General features: G+C 48.2%; 19 protein-coding genes. 9 read left to right on the top strand and 10 right to left on the bottom strand.

The features are described 5' to 3' along the window. Positions 1–3: 3 nt before the first annotated feature. The 7 genes from smpB to sstT all read right to left on the bottom strand — a co-directional run bounded on the left by smpB (position 4) and on the right by sstT (position 8736). Positions 4–468 (bottom strand): SsrA-binding protein SmpB, encoded by a 465-nt coding sequence (gene smpB, locus QZ176_RS04310; protein ID WP_295151446.1) that lies wholly within the window; start codon positions 466–468, stop codon positions 4–6. A 125-nt stretch (positions 469–593) separates the two neighbouring features. Further along, entirely contained in the window at positions 594–1337 is a 744-nt protein-coding gene (locus QZ176_RS04305) for a 4-(cytidine 5'-diphospho)-2-C-methyl-D-erythritol kinase (protein WP_295151445.1), read from the bottom strand. A gap of 807 nt (positions 1338–2144) precedes the next feature. Then, positions 2145–2993 carry a tRNA pseudouridine(55) synthase TruB gene (gene truB / locus QZ176_RS04300; protein ID WP_295151444.1) on the bottom strand — a complete coding sequence of 283 codons (849 nt, stop codon included), beginning with the start codon at positions 2991–2993 and terminating at the stop codon, positions 2145–2147. Continuing rightward, complete coding sequence (locus tag QZ176_RS04295) at positions 2986–5046, bottom strand: UvrD-helicase domain-containing protein (RefSeq protein WP_295151443.1); 2061 nt, start codon at positions 5044–5046, stop codon at positions 2986–2988. Before QZ176_RS04295 ends, truB begins: the two co-directional genes overlap by 8 nt. Further along, positions 5043–5450 (bottom strand): hypothetical protein, encoded by a 408-nt coding sequence (locus QZ176_RS04290; protein WP_295151442.1) that lies wholly within the window; start codon positions 5448–5450, stop codon positions 5043–5045. Before QZ176_RS04290 ends, QZ176_RS04295 begins: the two co-directional genes overlap by 4 nt. 1 nt (position 5451) lies before the next feature. Beyond that, on the bottom strand, positions 5452–7365 hold the full coding sequence (locus tag QZ176_RS04285) for a M3 family oligoendopeptidase (RefSeq protein ID WP_295151441.1): 1914 nt from the start codon (positions 7363–7365) through the stop codon (positions 5452–5454). Between the two features lie 111 nt (positions 7366–7476). Further along, positions 7477–8736 carry a serine/threonine transporter SstT gene (gene sstT, locus QZ176_RS04280; RefSeq protein WP_295151440.1) on the bottom strand — a complete coding sequence of 420 codons (1260 nt, stop codon included), beginning with the start codon at positions 8734–8736 and terminating at the stop codon, positions 7477–7479. A 144-nt stretch (positions 8737–8880) separates the two neighbouring features. Here sstT and metK point away from each other — a divergent pair, with 144 nt between their 5' ends. After that, positions 8881–10080, top strand: coding sequence for a methionine adenosyltransferase (gene metK, locus QZ176_RS04275; protein WP_295151439.1), 1200 nt, complete (start codon positions 8881–8883; stop codon positions 10078–10080). Between the two features lie 1067 nt (positions 10081–11147). Here the strand turns inward: metK and dctP are convergent. Then, complete coding sequence (gene dctP, locus QZ176_RS04270) at positions 11148–12332, bottom strand: TRAP transporter substrate-binding protein DctP (RefSeq protein WP_295151438.1); 1185 nt, start codon at positions 12330–12332, stop codon at positions 11148–11150. Between the two features lie 121 nt (positions 12333–12453). On the opposite strand from dctP, the gene QZ176_RS04265 reads away from it, so the two are divergent. Beyond that, positions 12454–13800, top strand: a complete 1347-nt coding sequence (locus QZ176_RS04265; protein ID WP_295151437.1) for an FAD-dependent oxidoreductase — start codon at positions 12454–12456, stop codon at positions 13798–13800. A 10-nt stretch (positions 13801–13810) separates the two neighbouring features. Here QZ176_RS04265 and QZ176_RS04260 read toward each other — a convergent pair whose 3' ends face one another. Further along, complete coding sequence (locus QZ176_RS04260; protein ID WP_295151436.1) at positions 13811–13942, bottom strand: hypothetical protein; 132 nt, start codon at positions 13940–13942, stop codon at positions 13811–13813. 110 nt (positions 13943–14052) lie between these two features. Between QZ176_RS04260 and pyk the strand changes: the two genes are divergently transcribed. The 5 genes from pyk (at position 14053) to QZ176_RS04235 (ending at position 19980) form a co-directional block, all read left to right on the top strand. Next, entirely contained in the window at positions 14053–15522 is a 1470-nt protein-coding gene (pyk, locus tag QZ176_RS04255) for a pyruvate kinase (protein ID WP_295151435.1), read from the top strand. 426 nt (positions 15523–15948) lie between these two features. Continuing rightward, positions 15949–16350, top strand: coding sequence for an aryl sulfotransferase (locus tag QZ176_RS04250; protein ID WP_295151434.1), 402 nt, complete (start codon positions 15949–15951; stop codon positions 16348–16350). Further along, positions 16343–16603, top strand: coding sequence for a cation transporter (locus QZ176_RS04245; protein ID WP_005871832.1), 261 nt, complete (start codon positions 16343–16345; stop codon positions 16601–16603). The genes QZ176_RS04250 and QZ176_RS04245 overlap by 8 nt, the downstream gene beginning before the upstream one ends. Before the next feature lie 281 nt (positions 16604–16884). After that, complete coding sequence (locus tag QZ176_RS04240) at positions 16885–18162, top strand: M20/M25/M40 family metallo-hydrolase (RefSeq protein WP_295151433.1); 1278 nt, start codon at positions 16885–16887, stop codon at positions 18160–18162. Positions 18163–18504: 342 nt separating this feature from the next. Beyond that, the gene (locus QZ176_RS04235) at positions 18505–19980 is read left to right on the top strand and encodes a hypothetical protein (protein ID WP_295151432.1); all 1476 of its coding nucleotides are present in this window, start codon (positions 18505–18507) and stop codon (positions 19978–19980) included. Positions 19981–20156: 176 nt separating this feature from the next. On the opposite strand, the gene nth is transcribed toward QZ176_RS04235, so the two are convergent. Then, entirely contained in the window at positions 20157–20792 is a 636-nt protein-coding gene (gene nth, locus QZ176_RS04230) for an endonuclease III (RefSeq protein ID WP_295151431.1), read from the bottom strand. 105 nt (positions 20793–20897) lie between these two features. Here nth and QZ176_RS04225 point away from each other — a divergent pair, with 105 nt between their 5' ends. Beyond that, positions 20898–21707 carry a peptidyl-prolyl cis-trans isomerase gene (locus QZ176_RS04225; RefSeq protein WP_291936539.1) on the top strand — a complete coding sequence of 270 codons (810 nt, stop codon included), beginning with the start codon at positions 20898–20900 and terminating at the stop codon, positions 21705–21707. A gap of 14 nt (positions 21708–21721) precedes the next feature. Next, positions 21722–22395: class II fructose-bisphosphate aldolase (fbaA, locus tag QZ176_RS04220; protein ID WP_295151430.1), on the top strand; the 674-nt coding region annotated here is incomplete at its 3' end.

Genomic DNA, 22395 nt, shown 5'->3' with positions numbered 1-22395 from the left:
AATTTAAAATGAATGCTTATCGTATCGCTTCATCGCGCTTTGCGCTTCGCGATCGGCTTCCTTGCGCTTTAGCGATTCGCGCTTATCGTGCAGATTTTTACCTTTTGCTAAAGCGATACGCGCCTTTACGCGGTTTTTATCATTCAGATACAGCGACAAAACCACGATGGTAAGGCCCTCTTTGCTAACCGCGCCAAGCAGCTTGTCGATCTGCTTTCTGTGCATCAAAAGCTTTCGCACTGCCCCTTCGTCTGGACGAAAGTGGGCGTTTGTGCTTTCAAGATAGCTGATATGGGCATTTAGCAAAAATAGCTCGCCGCGGATCACGCGACAAAAGCTATCTTTGAGATTGCCCCTGCCCGCGCGCAGAGCTTTGACCTCGCTGCCCTTTAGCACGATACCCGCTTCAAAGCTTTCAAGTATCGTAAAATCGTGAAATGCCTTGCGATTTTTACTCAGTTCTTTCATCTTTTTCCTTCTAAATTTGACCCTAAGCTTAGCCCGTTTTTGCTTAAATTTAAAAGCGGGCGAGCAAATTTTAAATTTTATCTTTAAATTTAGCTTTTAAATTTTAACCGCGCGCCTTGGAATTCTTATTTTAAGAAAAACACGCTGCTGCCGCTGCCGCTTAGAAACATATCGCGATATTTGCTCATCTGCAGATATAGCTTTATGCACGGCGCGAAAAGATCATTTAGCGTAAAGCCGCCGTATTGCGATAGCAGCTGCTCGCTGCTTAAACGCAACATCTCTTGAGCCTGCGCGGCGTTTATATTTTGCATAAAGCTTGCGCGAAACTCATTATAAACCGCGCCGGTGGAGCAAAAGATCGCGGGCGTTAAAATTTCGATCGCGGGTAGCCAGTCTTCGAAAGGCTCGATGATCTCGCCGATACCGCGCACGTTTGCGGCCTCAAGTCCGCTAACAAAAAACGCGACGTCCGCGCCGATATTTTGCGCGATCGCTATAAGCCGCTCGCGTGAAATTTTTAAGCTTAATTCCTCGTTCACAAGCCGCAAAAACGCCGCCGCATCGCTACTGCCGCCTCCAAGACCCGCACCGATCGGAATACGTTTTTTAAGCACGATCTTGTGCGAGCTGAAAAATTCCGCAAGCTCGCGCGCAAAGCCCGCCTGCTCAAGCGCCGCCTTGGCCTTTAAAATTATATTATTCGCGATCTGCGCGACGTCACATTCAAGCGCAAAGCCGCTCGCGCGCTCGAAGCTTATCTCATCAAACAGCTCCCTGCGCAGCACGAAGCGCGAGGCGATCTCGTGGTAGCCGCCGCGCGTGCCGACGACTTTTAAAAAAATATTGATCTTTGCATAAGCTTTCAAAATTTTACTCCTTCTCCGCCTTGGCGCGCTTGCGTTAAATTTAGCCAGCGGCAAGCTCATCTAGCGCGATTAAAATTTCAATCCGTGCGCAAGTTAAATTTCAGCCTGCGGCACGCCATGTCCAGTGCGATTAAAATTTCAAAACCGCGTGCCGTGAAGTGCGCGCCGTGGAATTTAACCCGCGATTAACCGTCTTATGCGTAAATTTAATGCGGTACGAAATTTTAATCCGCAACGCACGCGGCTAAATTTCAACCCGCGGCGCAAATCTATCTCAGCGATTAAAATTCCAAGCCGGCAAAATTCTAGCCGCGCTGCGCTAAGTCGCAAATTTAGCTTGGCGATACGCCGCCCGCTGCAAAATCAAACCCATCGGCACAGACTACGCATTACCGCAAGCCGAAATTTCATTCGACAAAAGCTGCTTGCTGCGCCGCAATAAGCCCAAACCTGCGCGCTTTTTAAATCGCGAAATTTTAATCTCGCGGCGCGTCGTCATATCGCACCAAAAAGCAAATCAAAACGCTGTTCCGCCGCGTTTAAATTTAGCCCTCACGGATTTATTTCTTTTCACAAGCGAGCGTCGCCTGCCTAGCCGCACGTTTAAATTTACGCCGCCCGATGCCAATTTTGCGATCTGTGCGCAACGAAAAAGCGTGATCGCTCACCCGCTGCTCCGCACGATAAAATTTAGCCGCGCGGGCGGCGCGCTATGCGAGCAAATTTAAAACGCGCCGTATTTATAACCGCTCAAATTTCAAACTCGAACCGTCCGATTAAAATTTCGCCGCAGGCTAGAGCCGCTGATTAAAACCCACCGCCTGCGATCGGAACGTCGTTCCAAAGATAGCGCACCTCGCCCGAGCTTATCTCGATGATCGAGTAAAAATCGCCGCAGATAAGCAGATAGCGCCCGTCCGAGCGCGTCGTCAGATCCTTTGCGGTAAGCTTTTTGCCCAAGATCACGTCGCGAGCGTCGCCGTCGTAAAAGTTCGGCGCGAGGTCCAAAAACTCGAGCGGATTTAGCGCCGCCTCATCCGCAAAGCGCGGATCTTGCAGGTCAAAAACTCCCTCGCTCTCCCGCCTAAGCGCGCTAAGTGTACCGCAAACGCCTAGCTTTTCTGCTAAAATTTGCGCGAAAGAGCGCACGTAGCCGCCCTCGCTGAGTGCCACGCGAAAGCTCACGAATGGATGAGCGTAGCTTAAAATTTCGGCATCAAAAATCCGCATCGAGCTCTCTTTCAGGCTCACCTCTTCGCCCGCGCGAGCGAGCTTGTATGCGCGCACGCCGTTAATTTTCTTGGCGCTGAAAGTGGGCGGGATAAATTTTATCTCGCCGCGCATTTGCGCCATCGCGGCGTCTAAAACCTCGCGCGAAAGCGGCGGAATTTGCTCCACGCGCCCTATGTTTTCGTTATCGCCGCTTGGGCTCTGCGCGCCCAGCCACAACGTTGCGGCGTAGACTTTTGGCTCCTTTTTTAAAAATCTAAAAAAGCGCGCGTATTGCCCAAATGCCACGATCAGCGCGCCGCTCGCAAAGGGATCGAGCGTGCCGCTAAAGCCCGCCTTTTTCACGCCGTATTTGCGCTTTAGAGCGCTTAAAAATTTATTGCTACCAATGCCCGCGGGCTTGTCCGCCAAAAACAATCTATTCATAAGTACCGATCTTTTCTACGAAATTTGACATTATCACGCGTGAAATTCCGCCGAAATTTATCGTGAGTCGCTCGCCATTTACCGCCGTGATCTGTCCGATACCAAAGAGTTTGTGTTTGATCAGCTCGCCCTTGTTAAAGCCGCTACTTTGCTCGTGCGGCGGCTCTTTAGCCACCAAACCCGCCTCGGCTATAAACCTACTAGCATCCAGCCTCTCGCGCTTGCCGCGATAAAAGCGACTGGCGGCAAAGCTAAGCGTAAGCGTGCGCTTAGCGCGCGTTATCGCTACGTATGCGAGCCTGCGCTCCTCCTCAATGTCGCTACTATCGCCCAAAAGCGGGAAAAACCCCTCCTCCAGCCCGATTACGAAAAGATGCTCGAACTCAAGCCCCTTGCTTGCGTGCACGCTCATTATGTTTATCGCATCTCCCATGATGGCGTCCTGATCGCTAAGAAGGCTTAGCTCATTTAAAAATTCCGCCAGATCAAAATCGGGCTTATTGCTCGCCTCATCCTTTAGCATAGCCAAAAACTCGTCGATGTTCGCTACCCGATCGGCGCCGTCCGGAAGCGAGGCGTAGTAAGCCTTTAGCCCGAAAGCGGGCTCCAGCGCCTCTATTTTTTTGATAGTATCGGCTAGCGCGGAAATAGAAGCGATGCCGCTTTTAAGCTCCGCTAGAGCCTGCGCCGCCTTGGCGCTAAGCCCCGCATCAGGCTCGCTAAAAGCGTCGAATAAACTGATAAGCCGCAAGCGCGAAAGCTCCTCGAGCTTTGCCAGCGAGACTTTGCCGATGCCGCGCTTGGGCACGTTTATGATCCGCCTCATCGAAAAGTCATCGTGCTCGTCGTTTACTAAGCGCAGATAGGCGATCGTATCCTTGATCTCGGCACGCTCGTAAAATTTCACGCCGCCTACCATTTTGTACGGGATTTTGGCGCGATTCAGCCCCTCTTCCAGCGCGCGCGAAAGAGCGTTTACGCGGTAAAGCACGGCGATTTGAGAGGGCGCTGCGCCGCTTGAAAGCAGCTTTTTTATGGCTTCTGCGATCTTTGCCGCCTCGATACTCTCCTCGTCTGAACGCAAAATTTCGATCTTTTCGCCCCCGCCGTTCATGCTAGTAAGGCTCTTGCCGAGGCGGTTTTTGTTATGCGAGATGAGCTCGTTGGCGGCATTTAAAATTTCATCCGTGGAGCGGTAGTTCTGCTCTAGCTTGATAAATTTTACGTTTGAGAACTGATCTTTAAAATTTAGAATATTTTCTATCCGCGCGCCACGCCAACCGTAGATACTCTGATCGTCATCGCCCACTACTACGAGGTTTTCGTGCGCGGTGCAGAGCTTTTGCAGCAGTTTGAATTGAATGTCGTTGGTGTCCTGATACTCATCGACCGTGATGTAGGCGTAACGGCGCGAAATTTCATCGCATAGCCGCTCATTCGCGCTTAAAATTTTATACGGCAAAATTAGCAGATCATCGAAATCCACCAGATTATTCGCCGCCAAATACGCCTCGTAGCGTTTATATGCATCAGCGCAATGCGCGTAAAATCCGCTATACATCCTGCTTAGCTCGTCCTCTTCGCCCTTTAGAAGCTCGTCGATATCTTTGGGGCCGATTAGAGAATTTTTGTAGGTTGAAATTTTAGCCGCCAATAGCGACGTGGGCAAATTTATCTCAAAGCCCTTGATGATCTTTTTCTTATCGTCGGTGTCGATTACTTGAAAGTTTGCGCTACGTCCGAGCTCGCTAATATGAAATTTCAAAAACAAAAGCCCGAATTTATGAAAGGTGCACAGAAGCGGCACGCCGCTTAAATTTAGCCCGCTTATCAGATTAAGCGCCCGCGAGCGCATCTCGGCGGCGGCTTTATTCGTAAACGTAAGCGTGAGAGTATTTCCCGGAGGCACGCCGATTGATAGCAGATAGGCAAGGCGCGCGGTGATCGTTTTGGTTTTGCCGCTACCAGCACCCGCTAAGATTAGCATTGCTCCGTCCACATGGCTCGCAGCCTCGCGCTGAGCAGGATTAAGACCCTCTAAAATATCACTCATTTTGAGAAAATTTTACGCGATTTTTCGCGTTTAAGCCACTCGGACTCGGGACGAGAAAAATTTACCGCGATAGGCTTGCCGTCCACGACGATCTGCAAAACCGCGTAAAACGGCACGCTAAGTGTGCTTGCAAAATCCTGCGGCCCAAATCCCGCCTCGAAAACCAGCTCATCCTTGCTAAGGTGCGCGCTAGAAAGCGTGTATTCCTCCAGCTGCAAAAAGATCGCGGGCATTTTGAAGCTTTTTAAAATTTCCTCCGGCAGCGGCGGGTCAAATTTTATCTGATCCGTCCTCGCAACGATGCCAAATCCGCATCCAAGAGCCAAAACGTAATCCAAAACCGCGCCTATATTTGCGCTACTCGCAGCGATAAATTTATCGTCTTTTAAAATTTTATCTATCATCCTAACCCCTCACAAACTCATCTACAAGCGCCGCGACCTGCTCTATGCCGATGCGCCAAAACTCGCTTTTATTGATGTCAAACCCGAATTTCGCCACCAGCTTTTGCGGCGCGTCGCTGCCGCCCGAGCTTAAAAACTCGGTGTAAATTTGAACGAAATTTTCGAGCCTGCCGCTCTTATACAGCCCATAAAGCGCGAGCACCAAAAGCTGCGCATAGGCGTAGGAGTAGCAGTAAAACGGCGTGTGAACGAAGTGCGGGATGTAGCTCCACCAGCTTTTGTAATGATCCTGTAAGATCAGCTCGCCCGCAAACATCTTGCGCGACTCCTCCATCCAAAGCTCATTAATACGGTCTACGCTTAGCTCATCCGCGCTTGCATGCACGCACCGCTCAAAGGTCGTAAATCCGATCTGGCGGTAAAGCGTAGCGAAGATATCCTCGATCTTTGCCGCAAGCATTGCTCTTAGCGCGGTCTTATCGCTTGCGGTCTGCGAGGGCGTATCCGTATCGCTCGCAGCAAGCTCGCACGAACCTGTGGAGTCTTGCGAGGCGGAGTTTTTTGCGGCGCGCTCGTTTGGAATTTCACCGCCCTGAGCCTCTTGCGAAGCGTCGTGCTTTAAATTTTGCGAACTGTCCGAGGCGGCGGCGCTTTTTAAATTTGGCGAGCCGTTTAAATGTGAAAAATTTTCGCGCATATAATCAAACACCAGCATCTCGCAGAAAACCGATGCGGTCTCAGCCGTCGTTAGCGGCGTAAAGGAGTTAAAATAGCCCACGCCGTAGCTTAGATACTGATGTATCGCGTGCCCCAGCTCGTGCGCGAGGGTAAATACGTCGCGGCGCTTGCGCGTGAAATTTAAAAGCACGAAAGGGTGCGTATCGCGCGAGCCTGAATGAGAAAACGCGCCGCTTTGCTTATTTTGCGCGGGCATCGCGTCGATCCAGTTTCGCTCAAACGCGATCAGCGCGATCTGCTTAAATTTCGGGCTAAATTTTTCAAATGCCGCAAGCACGATCTGCTTAGCCTGCTCGAAGCTAAACTCGCTCTCATCGCCACCAAGAGGCGCGTATCTGTCGTAATCATACAGCGCGTCGTAGCCTAAAATTTCGCGCTTTTTGGCGTAAAATTTGCCGACTAGAGCGAAGCTTCGCTCCGTCTCTGCGATCAGTGCATCGACGCTTGCGATGTTTATCTGATTTTCCTCGTGCATCACCGCCTCGGCTTTATCGTAGCCGCGCAGTTCGCAGCGAATTTTAAGATCGGTTTTGATCATATTGTAGATGTAGCCAAGCAGGTGGGAGTTTTGCTCTAGCACCGCACTTAGCGAAGCTGCGGCGTCCTTTCGCACCCCGCGATCGGAGCTATGAAGCAGACTTAAAATTTCCTCCTCGCCAAGCTTCCGCCCGCGAAAATCAAAGCTCATCCGCGCCATACTCTCGTCAAAAAGTCGCGAAAACGCCTCGCCGCTTACGAGTGAAGTTTTTAAAAGCACGCTTTCTTGCGGCAAGCTTAGCTGGTGAGCCTTGCGCCGCTTAAGTAGGCTCAAATAGTATCTGAATCTCCCGCTCCCTGCGATAAACTCGTCCTGTTTTGCGGCGTCAAGCTCGTTAAACTCAAGCTCGAAAAAAAGCAGGCTCTGCGAAATGTCGTTGCAAGCCTGCTCCGTCTTAGCCTGCTGCGCCCCAAGGCTCGTATCTCGCGCAAAGCTAAGATGTGCGAAGCTCATTATTTTGCCGATCTGCTCGCTGATGCTCTCATAAATTTCAAGCGCGCCTAAAAACTCCTCCGCGCTAAGAGCGCGCAACCTGTCTTTAAATTTAAGCTCAAAATCCCTAGCCTGCGCAGCCGCGCTATCTATCGCGCCGCCGAATTCCGCTTCGTTTGCAAACAGCTCGCCTAAATTCCAATTCATCGATTTCCTTTTAAAATTTTTGGATAATTTTATCAAAAAAGAATAAGTAAAATTTTAAAAACCGCAAAATCCGCCGCAGGGACGGAATTTGCGGTAAAATTTTAAGGTGAGTTATTTTTGCATACTTTGCGACGCGATCGCCGTAAAAATCACGTCCGTGGAGCTATTGATCGCGGTTTCTACCGAGTCTTGGATCACGCCGATGATAAAGCCGATCGCGACTACCTGCATTGCGATATCGTTTGAGATATTAAAGAGCGAGCACGCAAGCGGTATCAACATCAATGAGCCGCCTGGCACGCCGCTAGCGCCGCATGCACCGACCGCCGAGACCACGCAAAGCAGTAGCGCCGTCCAAAAATCGGGGCGCACGCCAAGCGTATGAGCCGCAGCAAGCGCTAAGATCGCGATTACCACCGCAGCGCCCGCCATATTTATCGTAGCTCCCAAGGGGATCGAGATCGAGCTTAGCTCGTCGCTGATGCCGAGCTTTTTACATAAATTTAAATTTACGGGGATATTCGCCGCCGAGCTGCGGGTAAAAAACGCTGTGAGGCCGCTTTCGCGCAGGCAGGTAAATACGAGCGGATATGGATTTTTCTTAATCACCGCAAAGACGATGAGCGGATTTACCACGAGGGCTACGAACGCCATCGCGCCTACGAGCACGACTACGATTCGCGCATATCCAAGCAGCGCATCGACGCCGGCTTGATACACGGTAGAAGCCACTAGACCGAAAATTCCAAACGGCGCGAGCTGGATTACGAACTGCACGATTTTGGTTACCGCTTCGCTCAGATCGGTAAAAATTTTCTTTGTTTCATTAGTACAAAATTTAAGCGCGACGCCAAGACCTATCGCCCAGGTTAAAATTCCTACGTAGTTTCCATGCGCGATAGCGTTTAGCGGATTATCTACGACCTTAAAAAGCAGATCTTTTAGCACGATCCAAACGCTCGCAGGGACCGCATTTTCTGCCGCACCGACATTACTTAGAGCAAGCTGCGTCGGAAATAAAAAGCTGGCTGCTACCCCCACGCACGAGGCTAAAAAGGTGCCTACGATATATAGAACAACCACGCGTTTTAAGCCGCTTGCGCTGCCGTATTGTTTATTTACGATCGAGCTTAAAATCAAGATAAAAACTAAAATCGGAGCTACAGCTTTAAGGGCGCCTACGAATAAATTTCCTAAAATTTCCGCAAAAGCTACTACGTTTATTAAAAACGAAGTGTGCTCTGTCGCAATATCGCCCGCCGCCGAACGCGCGGCAAAGCCCAAAATGGCGCCTATTATCAAACCTGTAACTATGCGCAGAACTAGATTTTTATCTTTGTAGCTGGCTACTAATTTTTGAATCGAACTCATTTTTTACCTTTCAATCAAAACGTCGTTTGAAATATATCGAAATTTTATTTAAGCGCATTTAAATTTGAGCGGAATTTCGTAATTTTTAGTTAATCTTAAAAACTCGTTAGATAAAATGCCCCGAAATTTTAATTAGGAGCAGATATGTATCTATTCACAAGCGAAGTAGTAAGCCCCGGACATCCGGATAAGTGCGCCGATATCATCGCAGACAGCATCGTAGATGAAATTTTAAAGCAAGACCCAAACGGGCGCGTAGCAGCGGAGGTTTTCATCGCGGGCAAACACGTAGTAATCGGCGGCGAAGTAAACGCCAAGGTCGATTTCACCCACGACGATTACCGCCACATCGTAAAGGGCGCGCTTAGCGAGATCGGTTACAACGACAACCCTCATTTCACACGCGCACAGTGCCTGCATCCGCAGGATCTGCAAGTGGACGTATTTTTAAACCAGCAAAGCCCCGACATCAACCAAGGCGTCGATCAAGAGGGCGGCGAGATCGGAGCTGGGGACCAGGGCATAATGTTCGGTTTCGCAAGCTGCGAGACGAAAAATTTTATGCCGGCGGCGATCACCTACGCGAGGCTTCTTTGCGATCACGTCTATGCCTACGCAAAATCTCATCCCAACGAGCTTGGCGTCGATATTAAGACGCAGGTTACGGTCGATTACGGCACGAAGAGCAATTTTGAGGAGTGCAAGCCGCAAAGCATCCATACGATCGTGGTTTCAGCGCCATGCGTCGAGAGTATGAGCATAGAGCGCGTCCGAGATCTGATCGGAAATTTAATCGATTCGGCGGGGCTTCCGAAGGAGCTTTACGACAAAAGCAAAACGATCATCTACATCAATCCGACCGGCCGCTACGTAAATCACAGCTCGCTTCACGACAGCGGCCTAACAGGGCGCAAACTGATCGTAGATAGCTTCGGCGGCTACAGCCCGATCGGCGGTGGCGCTCAAAGCAGCAAAGACTACACCAAGGTCGATCGTAGCGGGCTTTATGCGGCGCGCTACATCGCCAAAAACATCGTCGCGGCGGGGCTTGCGAAAAAATGCATTGTCCAGCTCAGCTACGCAATCGGCGTCGCAAAGCCCGTCAGCGTCAGCGTCGATTGCATGGGGACAAATTTAGGCGCGGCGAGCGACGATGAGCTATCCGCTTTCGTGCTTGAAAAATTCCCACTCACGCCGCGCTGGATTATCGATAAATTCGGCCTTGATCGCCCCGGCAAAGGAAGCTTTCTCTACGCCGACGTCGCCGCACGCGGACAGGTCGGAAACGACGAATATCCGTGGGAGCAGCTTGACGGCGTGGAGCTTTTTAGGGCTTTGAAATAAGATTTACGCTTTGCAGTAGCGCCTTTTTAGCTTACGACATTCGCTAGGCTTGCTGCTGCAAGCCTAGCTCGATTATTCTACGCGGCTTTGCATGCCGTGTAGTTTTATCGCATCCCAAAAAATAGCGTTGCGGCAAAATTCTGCATCAAAATTTTAAGCCATGAAATTTAAGAGTTTTCGCAGGTAGAATTGAATCTCAAAAATTTTAGGCGTAGCTCGCGCAAAATTTTAAAATTGACGCGGTGAAATCTCAAGGCTAAGCCCGTATAGTTTAGTGATAAATTCTAACTAGAGCAGGCTTTAAAAAATTTACACGCAAGCTTTTAAATTCGCAATCGCTTAAAATGAAATTTGACCTATAAAATTTTTTCTAACGCGCTTTTTACTTAATCTCCGAAGAGTAAAATTTTAAATTCTCCTTACTTGTGATGTTTAAGCGTGTAAATTTTAAATTTTGCATTTTATTTGAAGTTTGTCGCTTTTATATAGAAAGAAAACCCGAAGCAAATTTCATTTAAAAGCGGTATCGGCAAGACAAAAACATTAAAATTTTAAAATGTGGAATTTATGAACGCTACTAATTTAAAATCTCAGATTAGCACGCTCTGCCGAAGCTCCTCCGCTAACTACGTAAAATGAAAAAGCAAGATTAAATTCTCTCCCGCACGATGTCGCCCGCAAGCAAGCACGGCGGAATATCAAGCTTAAATAACGCAAAAGGTATAAGGAATAAAGCAAAAAGATAGGAGGCTTGGAGCTTGATAAAATTCTAGCCTTGTGCGGCGGCGACCGAGCGGCTTTTAAATTGGACTTTAAACGCAGCGATGCAAATTCCGTGCCTTAACTTAAATGCTAAAGCAGCGATAAAATTTCATCGCTGCTTTCATAAATTAAAATTTTAAAGATACGTCCGAGCTACGCAGCTGCAATAAGTAAATCGCCCGCATTTTAATCACCCGCGCCTCGCCCAAATCTCTTAAATTGCCGATCAAATTTAAGCCGCATGCACCTTTATCTGGCGCTTAGTTTAGCCGCGCGGCATAAAAACGCAGCTAAAAAATGAAGCACTATTTCGTCTGATTATCCTCGTTTTTTGGGGCGGCGGTGCTTGCATTTATCTCACTGGCTGCGCTATTTACGGGCTCAGGAACAGAGATTTTTTTCACCGAAGCAGTGAAATTCTGCTCAGCTTCAACATCGCCCGTTTTTTCGATATACGTAAAATCTCCCATCTTCGTCCATGTTCTAGCTTTAGCTAAAAACGCCTTTTGGCTCTCCCAAATCTCTTTGAAATCGGGATTTTTCTCGCTTTCTTCGGCTAGAATTTCATCCGTCGCCTTGCGAAGCGCACGCATGATCTCGGACGAAAAAGAGCGAATCTGAACGTTCGGATATTTCTTTTTGATCTCGTCCCAAATTATTACGTTTTTATAAAACGTCTCATTTTCTGCGTATTCGCGCGCCTTTGCGATCGAAGCCTCTAGGATATTTTGCAAGTCCTTAGGAAGCTTCTGCCAAGTTTGTAGATTTATCACTATCTGCTGCTCGCTAGCGGGTTCTTGCCATCCCGTATAATAGTAATTTGCGACCTTGTGAAAGCCTAGAGGTATATCAAAGCTAGGACTTGCCCACTCGACCGCATCGATGGTGCCCATCTCTAGCGCCATATATAGCTCACCTACCGGTATCGTAGCAACTGCGACGCCAAGGCGGCTCATAACCTCCCCGCCAAAGCTTGGAATTCTAAATTTAAGCCCTTTTAGATCATCTAGCGTATTAATCTCCTTTTTAAACCAGCCGCCCATCTGCATGCCGCTATTTAGGATATTAAAGACCTTCAGATTGCTTTTAGCATAGAATTTATCCGCTAGCTCCTTGCCTCCGCCGAAGTAATACCAAGCGTGTTGCTCATCTTTCGTCATACCAAAAGGCACGGTCGTAAATAGCATATTCGCACTATTTTTGCCTTTATAATAGTAGCTCGCAGTATAGCCTAAATCGTATTGTCCGTTTTTGACCATATCATAGATCGCAAAAGGTGCTTTATGTTTGCTGGGCGCGTCGATGCTGATTTTCAGCCTGCCATCAGACATACTATCTGCAAGATCCGCCATACGCTTGGCGACATCGCCTACGATAGGCATACTAAGCTCGTAAGTCTGAGCTAGCTTAAGGCGATAAACTTTCTTATCCGCGCCCCACAGCGACGTGGCTATAATCAAACTTAATCCGACAAGAATCGATTTTTTCATATACTACTCCCAAAATGAAATGGTGCGAATTTTATATAAAATCATCTAAATTCACGCTTTTATAACTAGCTTTTAAGCGAAATTTTCGCACAATTGCAGCCAAATTCGATAAGGAAAGGGCATGCAAGAAAAACATTACGACGCAATCATCATAGGCGGCGGTATCACGGGCAGCGCACTAGCATATGTACTTGCGGAATTTAGCGGGATCAAAAATATCGCTCTACTTGAAAAATACGAAGGGCTTGCGACGCTAAATTCTAAAGCCAGCGCAAATTCTCAGACGATTCATTGCGGCGATATCGAGACCAACTACGACCTGCAAAAAGCAACCGAAGTCAAGCGCAAGGCGGATATGATCGTGAAATATTGCCAAAAGCACGGATATGAGAATAAATTTTTATTTCAGGGGCAGAAAATGGCTCTTGGCGTGGGCGAAAGCGAGGTAGAGCTCATAAAAGAGCGCTTTGAGAAATTTAAAGAGCTTTATCCGTATCTGCAGCTTTTTGACAAGGAAGAGCTCAAAAAAATCGAGCCCAAGCTAGTTTTTGATGAGCGCGGCGAGGAGCGAGCGGAGGATATCGTAGCAATGGGCGTGCAATCGGGAGTTTACACGACGATCGATTACGGCGCGATGGCGAATTCCTTCGTGCAAAACGCTAAAAACGTAGAGGGCAAAACCTGCGATCTGTACCTCAACACCGAAGTGCAAAACATCACTAAGGTAGGCGATAAGCTCTACATCCGCACAGCAAATAGACTCTCTCTAAGCGCCGATTTCGTAGTCGTAGATGCGGGCGCTCATTCGCTGTGGCTGGCGCACAAAATGGGGCTTGGACAGGATCTTAGCACGATTTGCATCGCGGGCAGCTTCTATCTAACCAAGCAAAAACTTCTAAACGGCAAGGTTTACATGGTACAAAACCCAAAGCTTCCATTTGCCGCGCTTCACGGCGATCCCGATCTTTTGGCGGATGGCTGCACCAGATTTGGCCCTACCGCGCTTACGATGCCGAAGCTTGAGCGCTACAAGGGCTGTCGTTCGGTGCCGGAATTTTTTCAGTCATTAAATTTTGACATGGACGTAGCCAAGGTCATTTGGCAAAATTTTGGCGATAGCGAGGTAAGGGATTTCTTAATCCGAAATATAGGCTTTGAGATACCAATTTTAGGCAAAAAGCTTTTCGTCAAAAATGCGCGCAAAATCATACCTAGCATCCGCGAGGAGGATATTTACTATGCCAAGGGCTTTGGCGGCGTGCGCCCGCAAGTAATCTCACACTCGCAAAAAAAGCTGCTTTTAGGCGAAGCAAGAATAGGCGAAAATCCGGGGATTATCTTTAATATGACCCCAAGTCCCGGTGCTACGAGCTGCCTAGGTAACGCGCTTCGCGACGCAAAAAGCGCCTGCGAATATTTGGGAGTGAGCTTTGATGATGCAAAATTTGACGCGGAAATGATGCAATAAAGAGGAATTTTTAAATTTCGCTCGGGCAAGAATTTTGAAATTTTACTTCGGCGAGGACTTTAAAATTTTGCTCGCGCTTCACATATATAGAGAGTTTTAAAATTTCACCATGCCGTAGAATTCTGAAATTCTCTCGAGCCATAAAATTTTAAAATTCCTTTGCCTAGCAAATTTTAAAATTTAGAAATTTCAAAATTTCACGTAAAATTTCGCCTAATGCGGCGATAAATTTTAAATTTAAAGGAGAAAAAGATGCTTAAAAAAACCAAAATCCTAGCAACCATCGGGCCCGCAAGCGACAGCGAAGAGATGATGAGCGCGATGGTAAAGGCGGGCTGCAACGCCTTTAGGATGAACTTCAGCCACGGCACGCACGAGTATCACGAGGCAAATTTAAACAAAATTCGCGCCGTAGAAAAGAGCCTGGGCGTACGAATAGGCGTCTTTCAGGACATCAGCGGGCCAAAGATCCGCGTCGGCAAACTCGAAGAAAATTTTAAACTAAAAACGGGCGATAAAATCACCTTCCTTCCTCACGAAATCATCGGCAAAAAGACCGCCCCGGGCGAATACGAGCTGTGTATCAATCACCCAGAAATTTTGCCGTTAATGAAGACGGGTGAGTTTATCTACCTCTACGACGGCTCGATCCGCGCCAAGGTAGTCGCGGTAAGCGAGCAAGGCGTGCGAGCGATGCTCGAAAACGACGGCTTTTTAAGCTCAAATAAGGGGGTGAACTTCCCAAACACCCGCCTAAATATCGACGTTATCACGCAAAAAGACCTCGAGGATCTGCGCTGGGGCGCGGCGCACGGCGTAAATTTCGTAGGCATCTCCTTCGTGCAGTCGCAAAACGACATCCTGCGCGTGCGCGAAATTTTAAACTCACTGGGCTCAAAAGCTAAAATTTACGCCAAGATAGAGAAATTCGACGCTGTAGAAAACATCGAGCAGATCATCGAAGCAAGCGACGGCATAATGGTCGCGCGCGGAGATCTGGGCATCGAGATGCCGTTTTATGAGATCCCGCGCATCCAAAAGCGCATCATAGCGTTAGCCAACGCCCGCTCAAAGCCCGTCATCACCGCCACGCAGATGATGCTTAGCATGACCGAGCACGAGCGCGCCACCAGAGCCGAGATCAGCGACGTCGCAAACGCCGTACTCGACGGCACCGACGCCGTGATGCTAAGCGAGGAGAGTGCCATCGGCAAAAACCCAGCAGCCGTGGTCGCTGCGATGAGCGAGACGATTCGCGAGACCGAAAAGATCTATCCTTACGATAAATTTAACGATTACGACTTCTACGATGAGACCGATATGATCACTTCAAGCACCGCAGCGCTCGCCGCAAGACTGGGTGCGGGCGCGATACTTTCGATCACGGGCTCGGGGCGCTCGGCGATCAAACTCGCACGCAACCGCGCCAAAATCGACATCATCGCAATCGCACACGACGAGCAGACCGCGCACGCGCTAAGTCTCGTGTGGGGCGTAAATCCCGCGATGGTCAGGGAAAAAACGAGCATCAACTCGCTGCTCGCACGTATCATAAGCGAGGCTCTGCAGCGCGGGCTCATCGAAGAAGGCGGCACCTACGTGATGACAGCGGGCTTTCAAAGCGGTCATCCCGGCAGTACCGACTACATCCGCATCATCAAAAAAGATCAGATCGATTTCTACCGCGACGCGGCGAAAACGGGCTTTGAAAGTAAAATTTAAAGCGTAGCCAAAGGTCATAAAGTCAGAGGCTGCAGCTAAATTTAATTTCGCTACGAGATTACGAGCAGCAACGTCGCGTTTATGTCGTGATAGAATTTGTAAATTTAATTCCATTGCGAGATCATGGGATAGAAATTTAACCACTAAAGCTTTGGTAGTGCTTCGGCAGCTTTATTTCGCGCAGATCAAGGACGAGCGTGCGAGCACTTATGCCTTTGATTTCATGGCTCACCGTGGACTGGCAGATTTTTTTATGTGATACCGCATGGCGCGCTACGACCAATTTATAGCCGCATCAAGCGATAAATGACTAGCATACGACGCTAAAAAAGGTGAAATTTAAATTTAAAATTTGCAGATAAAATTCCGTGCTAAAAACCGGCTGGAGTGCGACAAGATTATCAAGATTATACTGAAAGGCAAAATTTGAAAACCGAACTAGAAAATCCCGCGCAAGAAACCTTGACGCAAAAACGGGAAAATCCTGGCAAAAATCGCTTCAGCGCGCGCAGTCTTTGGCTGATATTTGCCGCGATTTTTAGCGCGGTTGTGGCGACGTTTTGCTGCCTGCCCGCGCTTTTATTTTTGATTTTCGGCGCGAGTTTTTCCATTTTTTCAGGCGCGGAGGCGCTGGAAGGTTACCGCGCGCCGCTTTCTGCGTTAGCGCTTTTTTGCTTCGCTCTCTCGGCGTTTTTATTTTTCAAAAAGCCGCGCACATGCTCGCTACAAAGCGGGCGTAAAAAATGGATTTTAATCTACGCGCTCTTAGGAGCCTTGCTTGCCTTTATGCTTACATATCCCGAAATTTTAGGAGGGCTTTATGCGTAAAATTTTGTTTTTGATGCTTGGATTTACGGCGCTTTTTGCCGACAAAGAGGTTAAAATTTACGTGGAAAAAATCCACTGCCCGCTCTGCACTACGATCGTGAGAAAGGCGCTTTTGCAAACACCAGGCGTGATAAGCGCGAAGGTTTCGCAGCAGAGCAAAACCGCGACCGTCGCGGCAAAGGATGATGCAAACGAGACCGCGATGCTTGAGGCGATCGCAAAAACGGGCTATGAGGGCGTAATCGTAAAATAAAAATCCCCGGCAAAATTCGGACTAAATTTTAAATAAAATTCTTGCTAAATTTCGGTAAAATTCCTGTGATTTGCGTAAAATTTCATTTTGCGCAGCTTGCCTGCGGCGTAAGCTAGTGCGATTGAAATTCTGCGCGTATTTTGCAGAAGCGCTATGTCGGCGCTGTCGCGTTTAAATTTAGCAGAATTTCGCAAGCGATTAAGCGAGCGCGGTCGCGCTTAAATTTAGCGATATGCGCCGCCGCATATATGCCGCGCTAAAATAAATTCCAAGGAGCAAACATGCAAAAAAACGAGGTTATGAGCGATTTTAAAAAGCTGTGCGAGATACCGCACTGTAGCTGCGAAACAGAGCAGATGAGGGAGTTTTTAGCGGATTTTGCGCGCTGCCTGGGCTTTAACGTAAACGTCGATGAGGCGGGTAACATCCACGCCGTAAAGGGCGAGCCTAAAATCTGCCTGCAAAGCCACTACGATATGGTCTGCGTGGGCGCGGCGCCGAATTTGCAGCTCATCGAAGAGGACGGCATCCTAAGGGCGAAAAACTCGAGCTTGGGCGCTGACGACGGCATCGGCGTGGCGATGATGATGGGCGCGATGAGGGAGTTTGCGAATTTAGAGTGTCTATTTACCAACGACGAAGAGGTCGGGCTCGTGGGCGCAAACGCCTTTAAGGGTAAAATTTTATCGCCGAATTTGCTAAATTTAGACAGCGAGGAGGACGACCGCGTAACGCTAGGATGCGCCGGCGGCATAAACGTAAGCGCGAAAATAGACGCCGCGAGCGTCAAAAAGAGCGGTAAAATCTACGAGATCGGCGTTACCGGGCTTAGCGGCGGGCACTCGGGTAACGAGATACACAAAAATATCCCAAACGCGACGAAGCTGCTGGCGAAATTTCTCGCCGAGGAGGGCTGTGAGCTTATTAGCCTGGATTTTGGCGAGAGGAGCAACTCGATCCCCGCAAATGCCGTGTGCAAGGCGCTGTGCGCGCATGAGCCGGCGCAGCGCGGCCTGGCGTGGGTAAAGAGCCTAGGCGAGGGCGAAGCGGACGTGCTGGTAAACAGCGGCAAAATTTTGGCGCTAATTAACTCATTCGCCCAGGGCGTGCGCAGCTACGACACGCAGCTTGGCATGGTAAACGAAAGCATAAACCTCTCGACCGTTAAGCAAAAAGAGGGCGTGATCGAGTTTGACTTTTTTGGACGCGCGATGAAGCGAGAGGGGCTCGAAAATCTGGGCTTTGAGACCGCTACGCTGGCTAGCGCGCTAGGTTTTGACGTGAGAGTAACCGACCGCTCGGCAAACTGGGCGCCGCACGTCAGCGACTTCGCGCATCTGGTGCTTGAGGAACTGCAAAAACAAAAGCCGCAGGCCAAATTTGCCGCCGTGCACGCAGGCCTTGAGTGCGGCGTACTGGTCGCAAAACAGCCCGAACTGCAGGCTTGTTCCATAGGCCCAAACATCCACTCGCCTCACTCGGTAAACGAGCACTGCGAGATAGCGTCGGTGGAGATGATGGCGAAGGTGGTAAGAAACATAATCGCTAGGTTGCAATAAATTTAGCGGCTTGTCTTTTTGTCCTATACTTCGTTGGATTTAAATTTTACTCGGTCACTACCTACGAGGTAGCTCCCCGCCCTTAAATTTAAATCCGCCTCGTCTAGAACAAAAATACTTCGCCTTTAAATTTTGCGACAATTTGTCTTTTGGGTGTCTTTATAGAAATTATGCTTGCGGCGTCGCTACGTTGGTTTTGAAAGAAATTTGAAAATTTTAATCTGCGACAGGCTTAGTGCCTAGTCTTGATTAAAATTTTCTGCGCAACGTTCAAAATTATCGCGCGATACTTCGCCTTGTAATTTGCGGTTAAAATTATTGTTTTAACTAAGGAGTATGTGAATGAAAAAGATATTACGACTAGCATTGATCGCCGTTTTGTGCGCTTTTGGCGTAGCCTGCGTGATGGCGGTGGATCTATCGTCCAAACAAGGAACTTTTATAAATAATACGCAAACCGCAAATAAGAATTTAAAAGGAAATAGAATGAAAAGCCAGATCAAAAATTTTCTGCAAAATTGCGAGCAGATTATTAAATCGCAGGTAAAGCGATACGAAAATCGCAGCCCTTTCGCAACCAAAATTCCACCCGTTTTTATACTGCCTTATGATGAATTTGAGAAAAAATACGGCTCAAATTTACATTTGGATGGTAGTTTTGACGTGCTGGTGTTTGACGGCGATCTTAGCCTGTCAGGAGGCACGATAAATTCCGCTTGGCTTAAGGATAAATTTAACGAAGCGGGCGGCAAAAATAACGCACGAGCGATGTTTGTTAATGGAAATTTATTCATCAGCGGCAATATCGTCGATGATGATTATCTGTTTTTGCAAGTCGCCAAAGATATGGCGTGTAATTATCTGCATTCGCAGGACGGCGTTATCGCAATCGGCGGCAATCTAACGGCGCTTTGGGGCATAAGCGGCGAATACAACGACGGAATGTTGCAGGTTTTTGGGAAAACGCAAGCGCCATATATCGTCTCAAACGACCACGCGATGCCTGATCATAGCGCTAGCGAATGCGTCTATGTCCTAGACGGACGGATCGGTCAAAGCTACCTAGGCGCGCTTGATGGTTGGGAATTTTTTGAAGATTGCGAGCTGATGTTTAAGGATGGAATTTGCGAAGATGAGCATCAGATCAATATTTCCGCCTTTTTTGAATTCGTAAAAAAGGGCGCTAATCCGATGGTGGATTTTAAAACTTTTGAAGCTAGAAAAGCCGCCTGGGACGAAGAAAATGAAGAGCAGGAGCCCGAATACGCAAGCGATCTGCCTGAAAATTCCGAAACCGTCGCCGAGATATTAAATTTAGAAAATTTCAGCGGCAGCGATGAGGAGCTATACGAGTATATGGTGAGCGAATTTGAGGCCATAGAAAAAATAGACGATGAAAGCGAAAAATATGCTTATGGCGGTAGGGCCTTTGAGCTATCTATCGTCGCGGCGAGAATGGCGGAAAATTGGCGGCTGATTACGCAGCGTTACTCTGCGCGGCAGATAGACGAGCTGCGCAAAATCATCATTAAGAGCGCGACGAATTTAGCCGATTATTTTTTAAAAATCGGCGATAAAAAACAGCTTGCGTTCATCTATGAATTTTTAAACGATGATGCGGTAAGCATCGAAAAAGACGAGCCGTTTTTATACGAAACGCTGGTGCGCGCGGGCTTGGAGCTGCAAGATTATGATAGCACTTACGCGCTAGTGTCCGTCATCGATAAAAAGTCCGAATTTTTGCCGCAGGAGATGGCAAAAAGCATCGCGGACGTGATTAAAAGCGAAGGATACCGGGCTTGGCTGGCAAAGCAGTAGGCCCCGAAAGCAAAACGCTAATTTGCTAAAAGATAAAAATCAAAGAGGCGTTTATGAAATTTCAATCTAAATTTTTTGCGCCATAAAGCCGAACGTCTGCCGTAAAGCGGGTTTAAGCAAGGCGTCAAAATTTTAAAATTCCGTCAAATTTAAGCTCGCATCTGCAGGCTAAAATTTTACGGAAAATTCTTATCCTTGCTGCTGCACAGCTCGTTTAAAAAGCACTCCTTGCAATTTGGCTTGATCGCCTTACAGGTGTAGCGGCCAAAAAGCACCATACCTTGGTGCAGCTTGCCAAGATCCGTCTTAAAAGCCTCGCTTAGATCGCGCTCCGTAAGCTCGGGCGTCTTTGCGCGGCTCAGCCCCAGGCGATGCGCGACGCGAAATACGTGCGTATCCACTGCCATCACATTTGCGCCCGCGCCCTCTAAAAGCACGACGTGAGCGGTCTTTTGCCCCACGCCCGCAAGAGATTTTAGCCCCGCTTCATCAAGCGGCACGACGCCGTCAAAGTCGCTAACCACCGCCTGCGCCATTTTGATTAAATTTACCGCTTTGTTGTTGTAGAAATTGCACGAGCTGATTAGCAGCTTTACGCTCGCTAGATTGGCCTTTGCGAGCTCTGCAACGCTAGGGAATTCCGCAAAAAAGCGCGGCGTGATCAAATTTACCCGCTTGTCCGTGCACTGCGCGCTAAGCATCACGCAGACCAAAAGCTGATAGTTGTCTTTAAATTTCAGCTCGCTGCGCTCTTCCGCGAAGTTTTGCAGAATTCTCTTTTTTATCTCTAAAATATCTTTTTTACTTCTCATTTGCATTTCCTCAAGGCGGAATTCTACCCTAAAATTCTAAAGTACAGTTTGATTGTTAACAACTTTGAGTTATAATCGCCATTAAAATTTTTTTAAGGAATCATGATGAAAAAAGTTTTATTTACAGCACTTAGTTTGGCTGCCGCTATCAGCCTTAACGCTACCGTTTACGCTACCGTAAATGGCAAAGACGTAACCGAAAAAGAGCTTGCTCCGCTACTTCAAGGCATAGGCAATGTAGATATCGCTGCTCTTAATGCCGATCAAAAGAAGGAGCTTATCGATAAAGGCATCGATCTGATGCTGCTAACGGATGAAGCTAAAAAATCGGGCGTTATGGACGAGGACGTTTATAAAAAAGAGCTTGAAATCGTAAAAGATAACTTAGCGCTTCGTGTATGGCAGGCTAAAGAAGCCAGCAAAATAAATATCGACGATAAAGAAATAGCCGATTTTTATAACAAAAACAAAGCGCGCTTTACCGAGCCTGCGAGAATCAAAGCGGCTCAGATCGTCGTTAAAACCGAAGCTGAGGCAAACGATATTATTAAGCAGTTAAAAGGGCTTAGCGACAGTGCGCTATTTACTAAATTTGCGGAGCTTGCCAAAGCTAAATCTATCGATCCGCAGGCTAAACAAACCGGCGGCGAGCTAGGCTGGATGCCTAGCGATCAGGTCAAGCCTTTTGCCGATGCGATCTCTAAGATAAAAGATGGTCAAATCACTACTAAAGCTATTAGAAGCAGGGTCGGATATCACGTCGTGTTAAAAGAGGAGTCTCAAGCTAAAAAGCAGCTAAGCCAAAGCGAGGCAAAGCCTTTTATAGAGCGCGTACTTAGACAGCAAAAAGCGGCAAAAGTAGTAGAGCAAAAAGCGGCAGATCTTCACAAAAACGCTAAAATCGAGTATAAATAATATAGGAGCTAAAAATGGGCGTTTTAGATATAGTAAAACCGGGCGTTTTAAGCGGCGATGACGTAAGTAAGGTCTATGCGTATGCGAAGCAGCAAGGCTTTGCGATCCCTGCGGTAAACGTAGTGGGGAGCAACTCCATAAACGCCGTCTTGGAAAGCGCTAAAATCGCAAATTCGCCCGTAATAATTCAGTTTAGCAACGGCGGCGCAGCATTTTATGCAGGCGCTACTTGCCCTAATGCCGCAGTTTTAGGCGCTATCGCAGGCGCGCATCAAGTGCATGCTCTGGCGGCTCATTACGGCGTTGCGGTGATTTTACATACCGATCATGCCGCAAGGAAGCTGCTCCCGTGGATCGACGAGCTTATAAAAGCCAATACCACTCATAAAAAAGCTCACGGCGTGCCGCTTTTTAGCTCGCATATGCTCGATCTTAGCGAGGATGATTTGGAGTTAAATTTAGCTACCTGCGAGAAATATTTGGAAATTTTAAGCGATCTTGGAATTTCGCTTGAGATCGAGCTTGGCGTCACAGGCGGCGAAGAGGACGGTGTCGATAATACCGGCGTCGATAATGCGCGGCTTTACACCCAGCCCGCAGATGTCGCGCTTGCCTACGAACGACTTGGCAAAATCAGCGATAGATTCAGCATAGCAGCGAGCTTCGGCAACGTCCACGGCGTGTATAA

Source organism: uncultured Campylobacter sp. (genome assembly GCF_905373215.1).
Taxonomy (GTDB): domain Bacteria; phylum Campylobacterota; class Campylobacteria; order Campylobacterales; family Campylobacteraceae; genus Campylobacter_B.
This window is presented reverse-complemented; position numbering and strand designations above follow the sequence as displayed.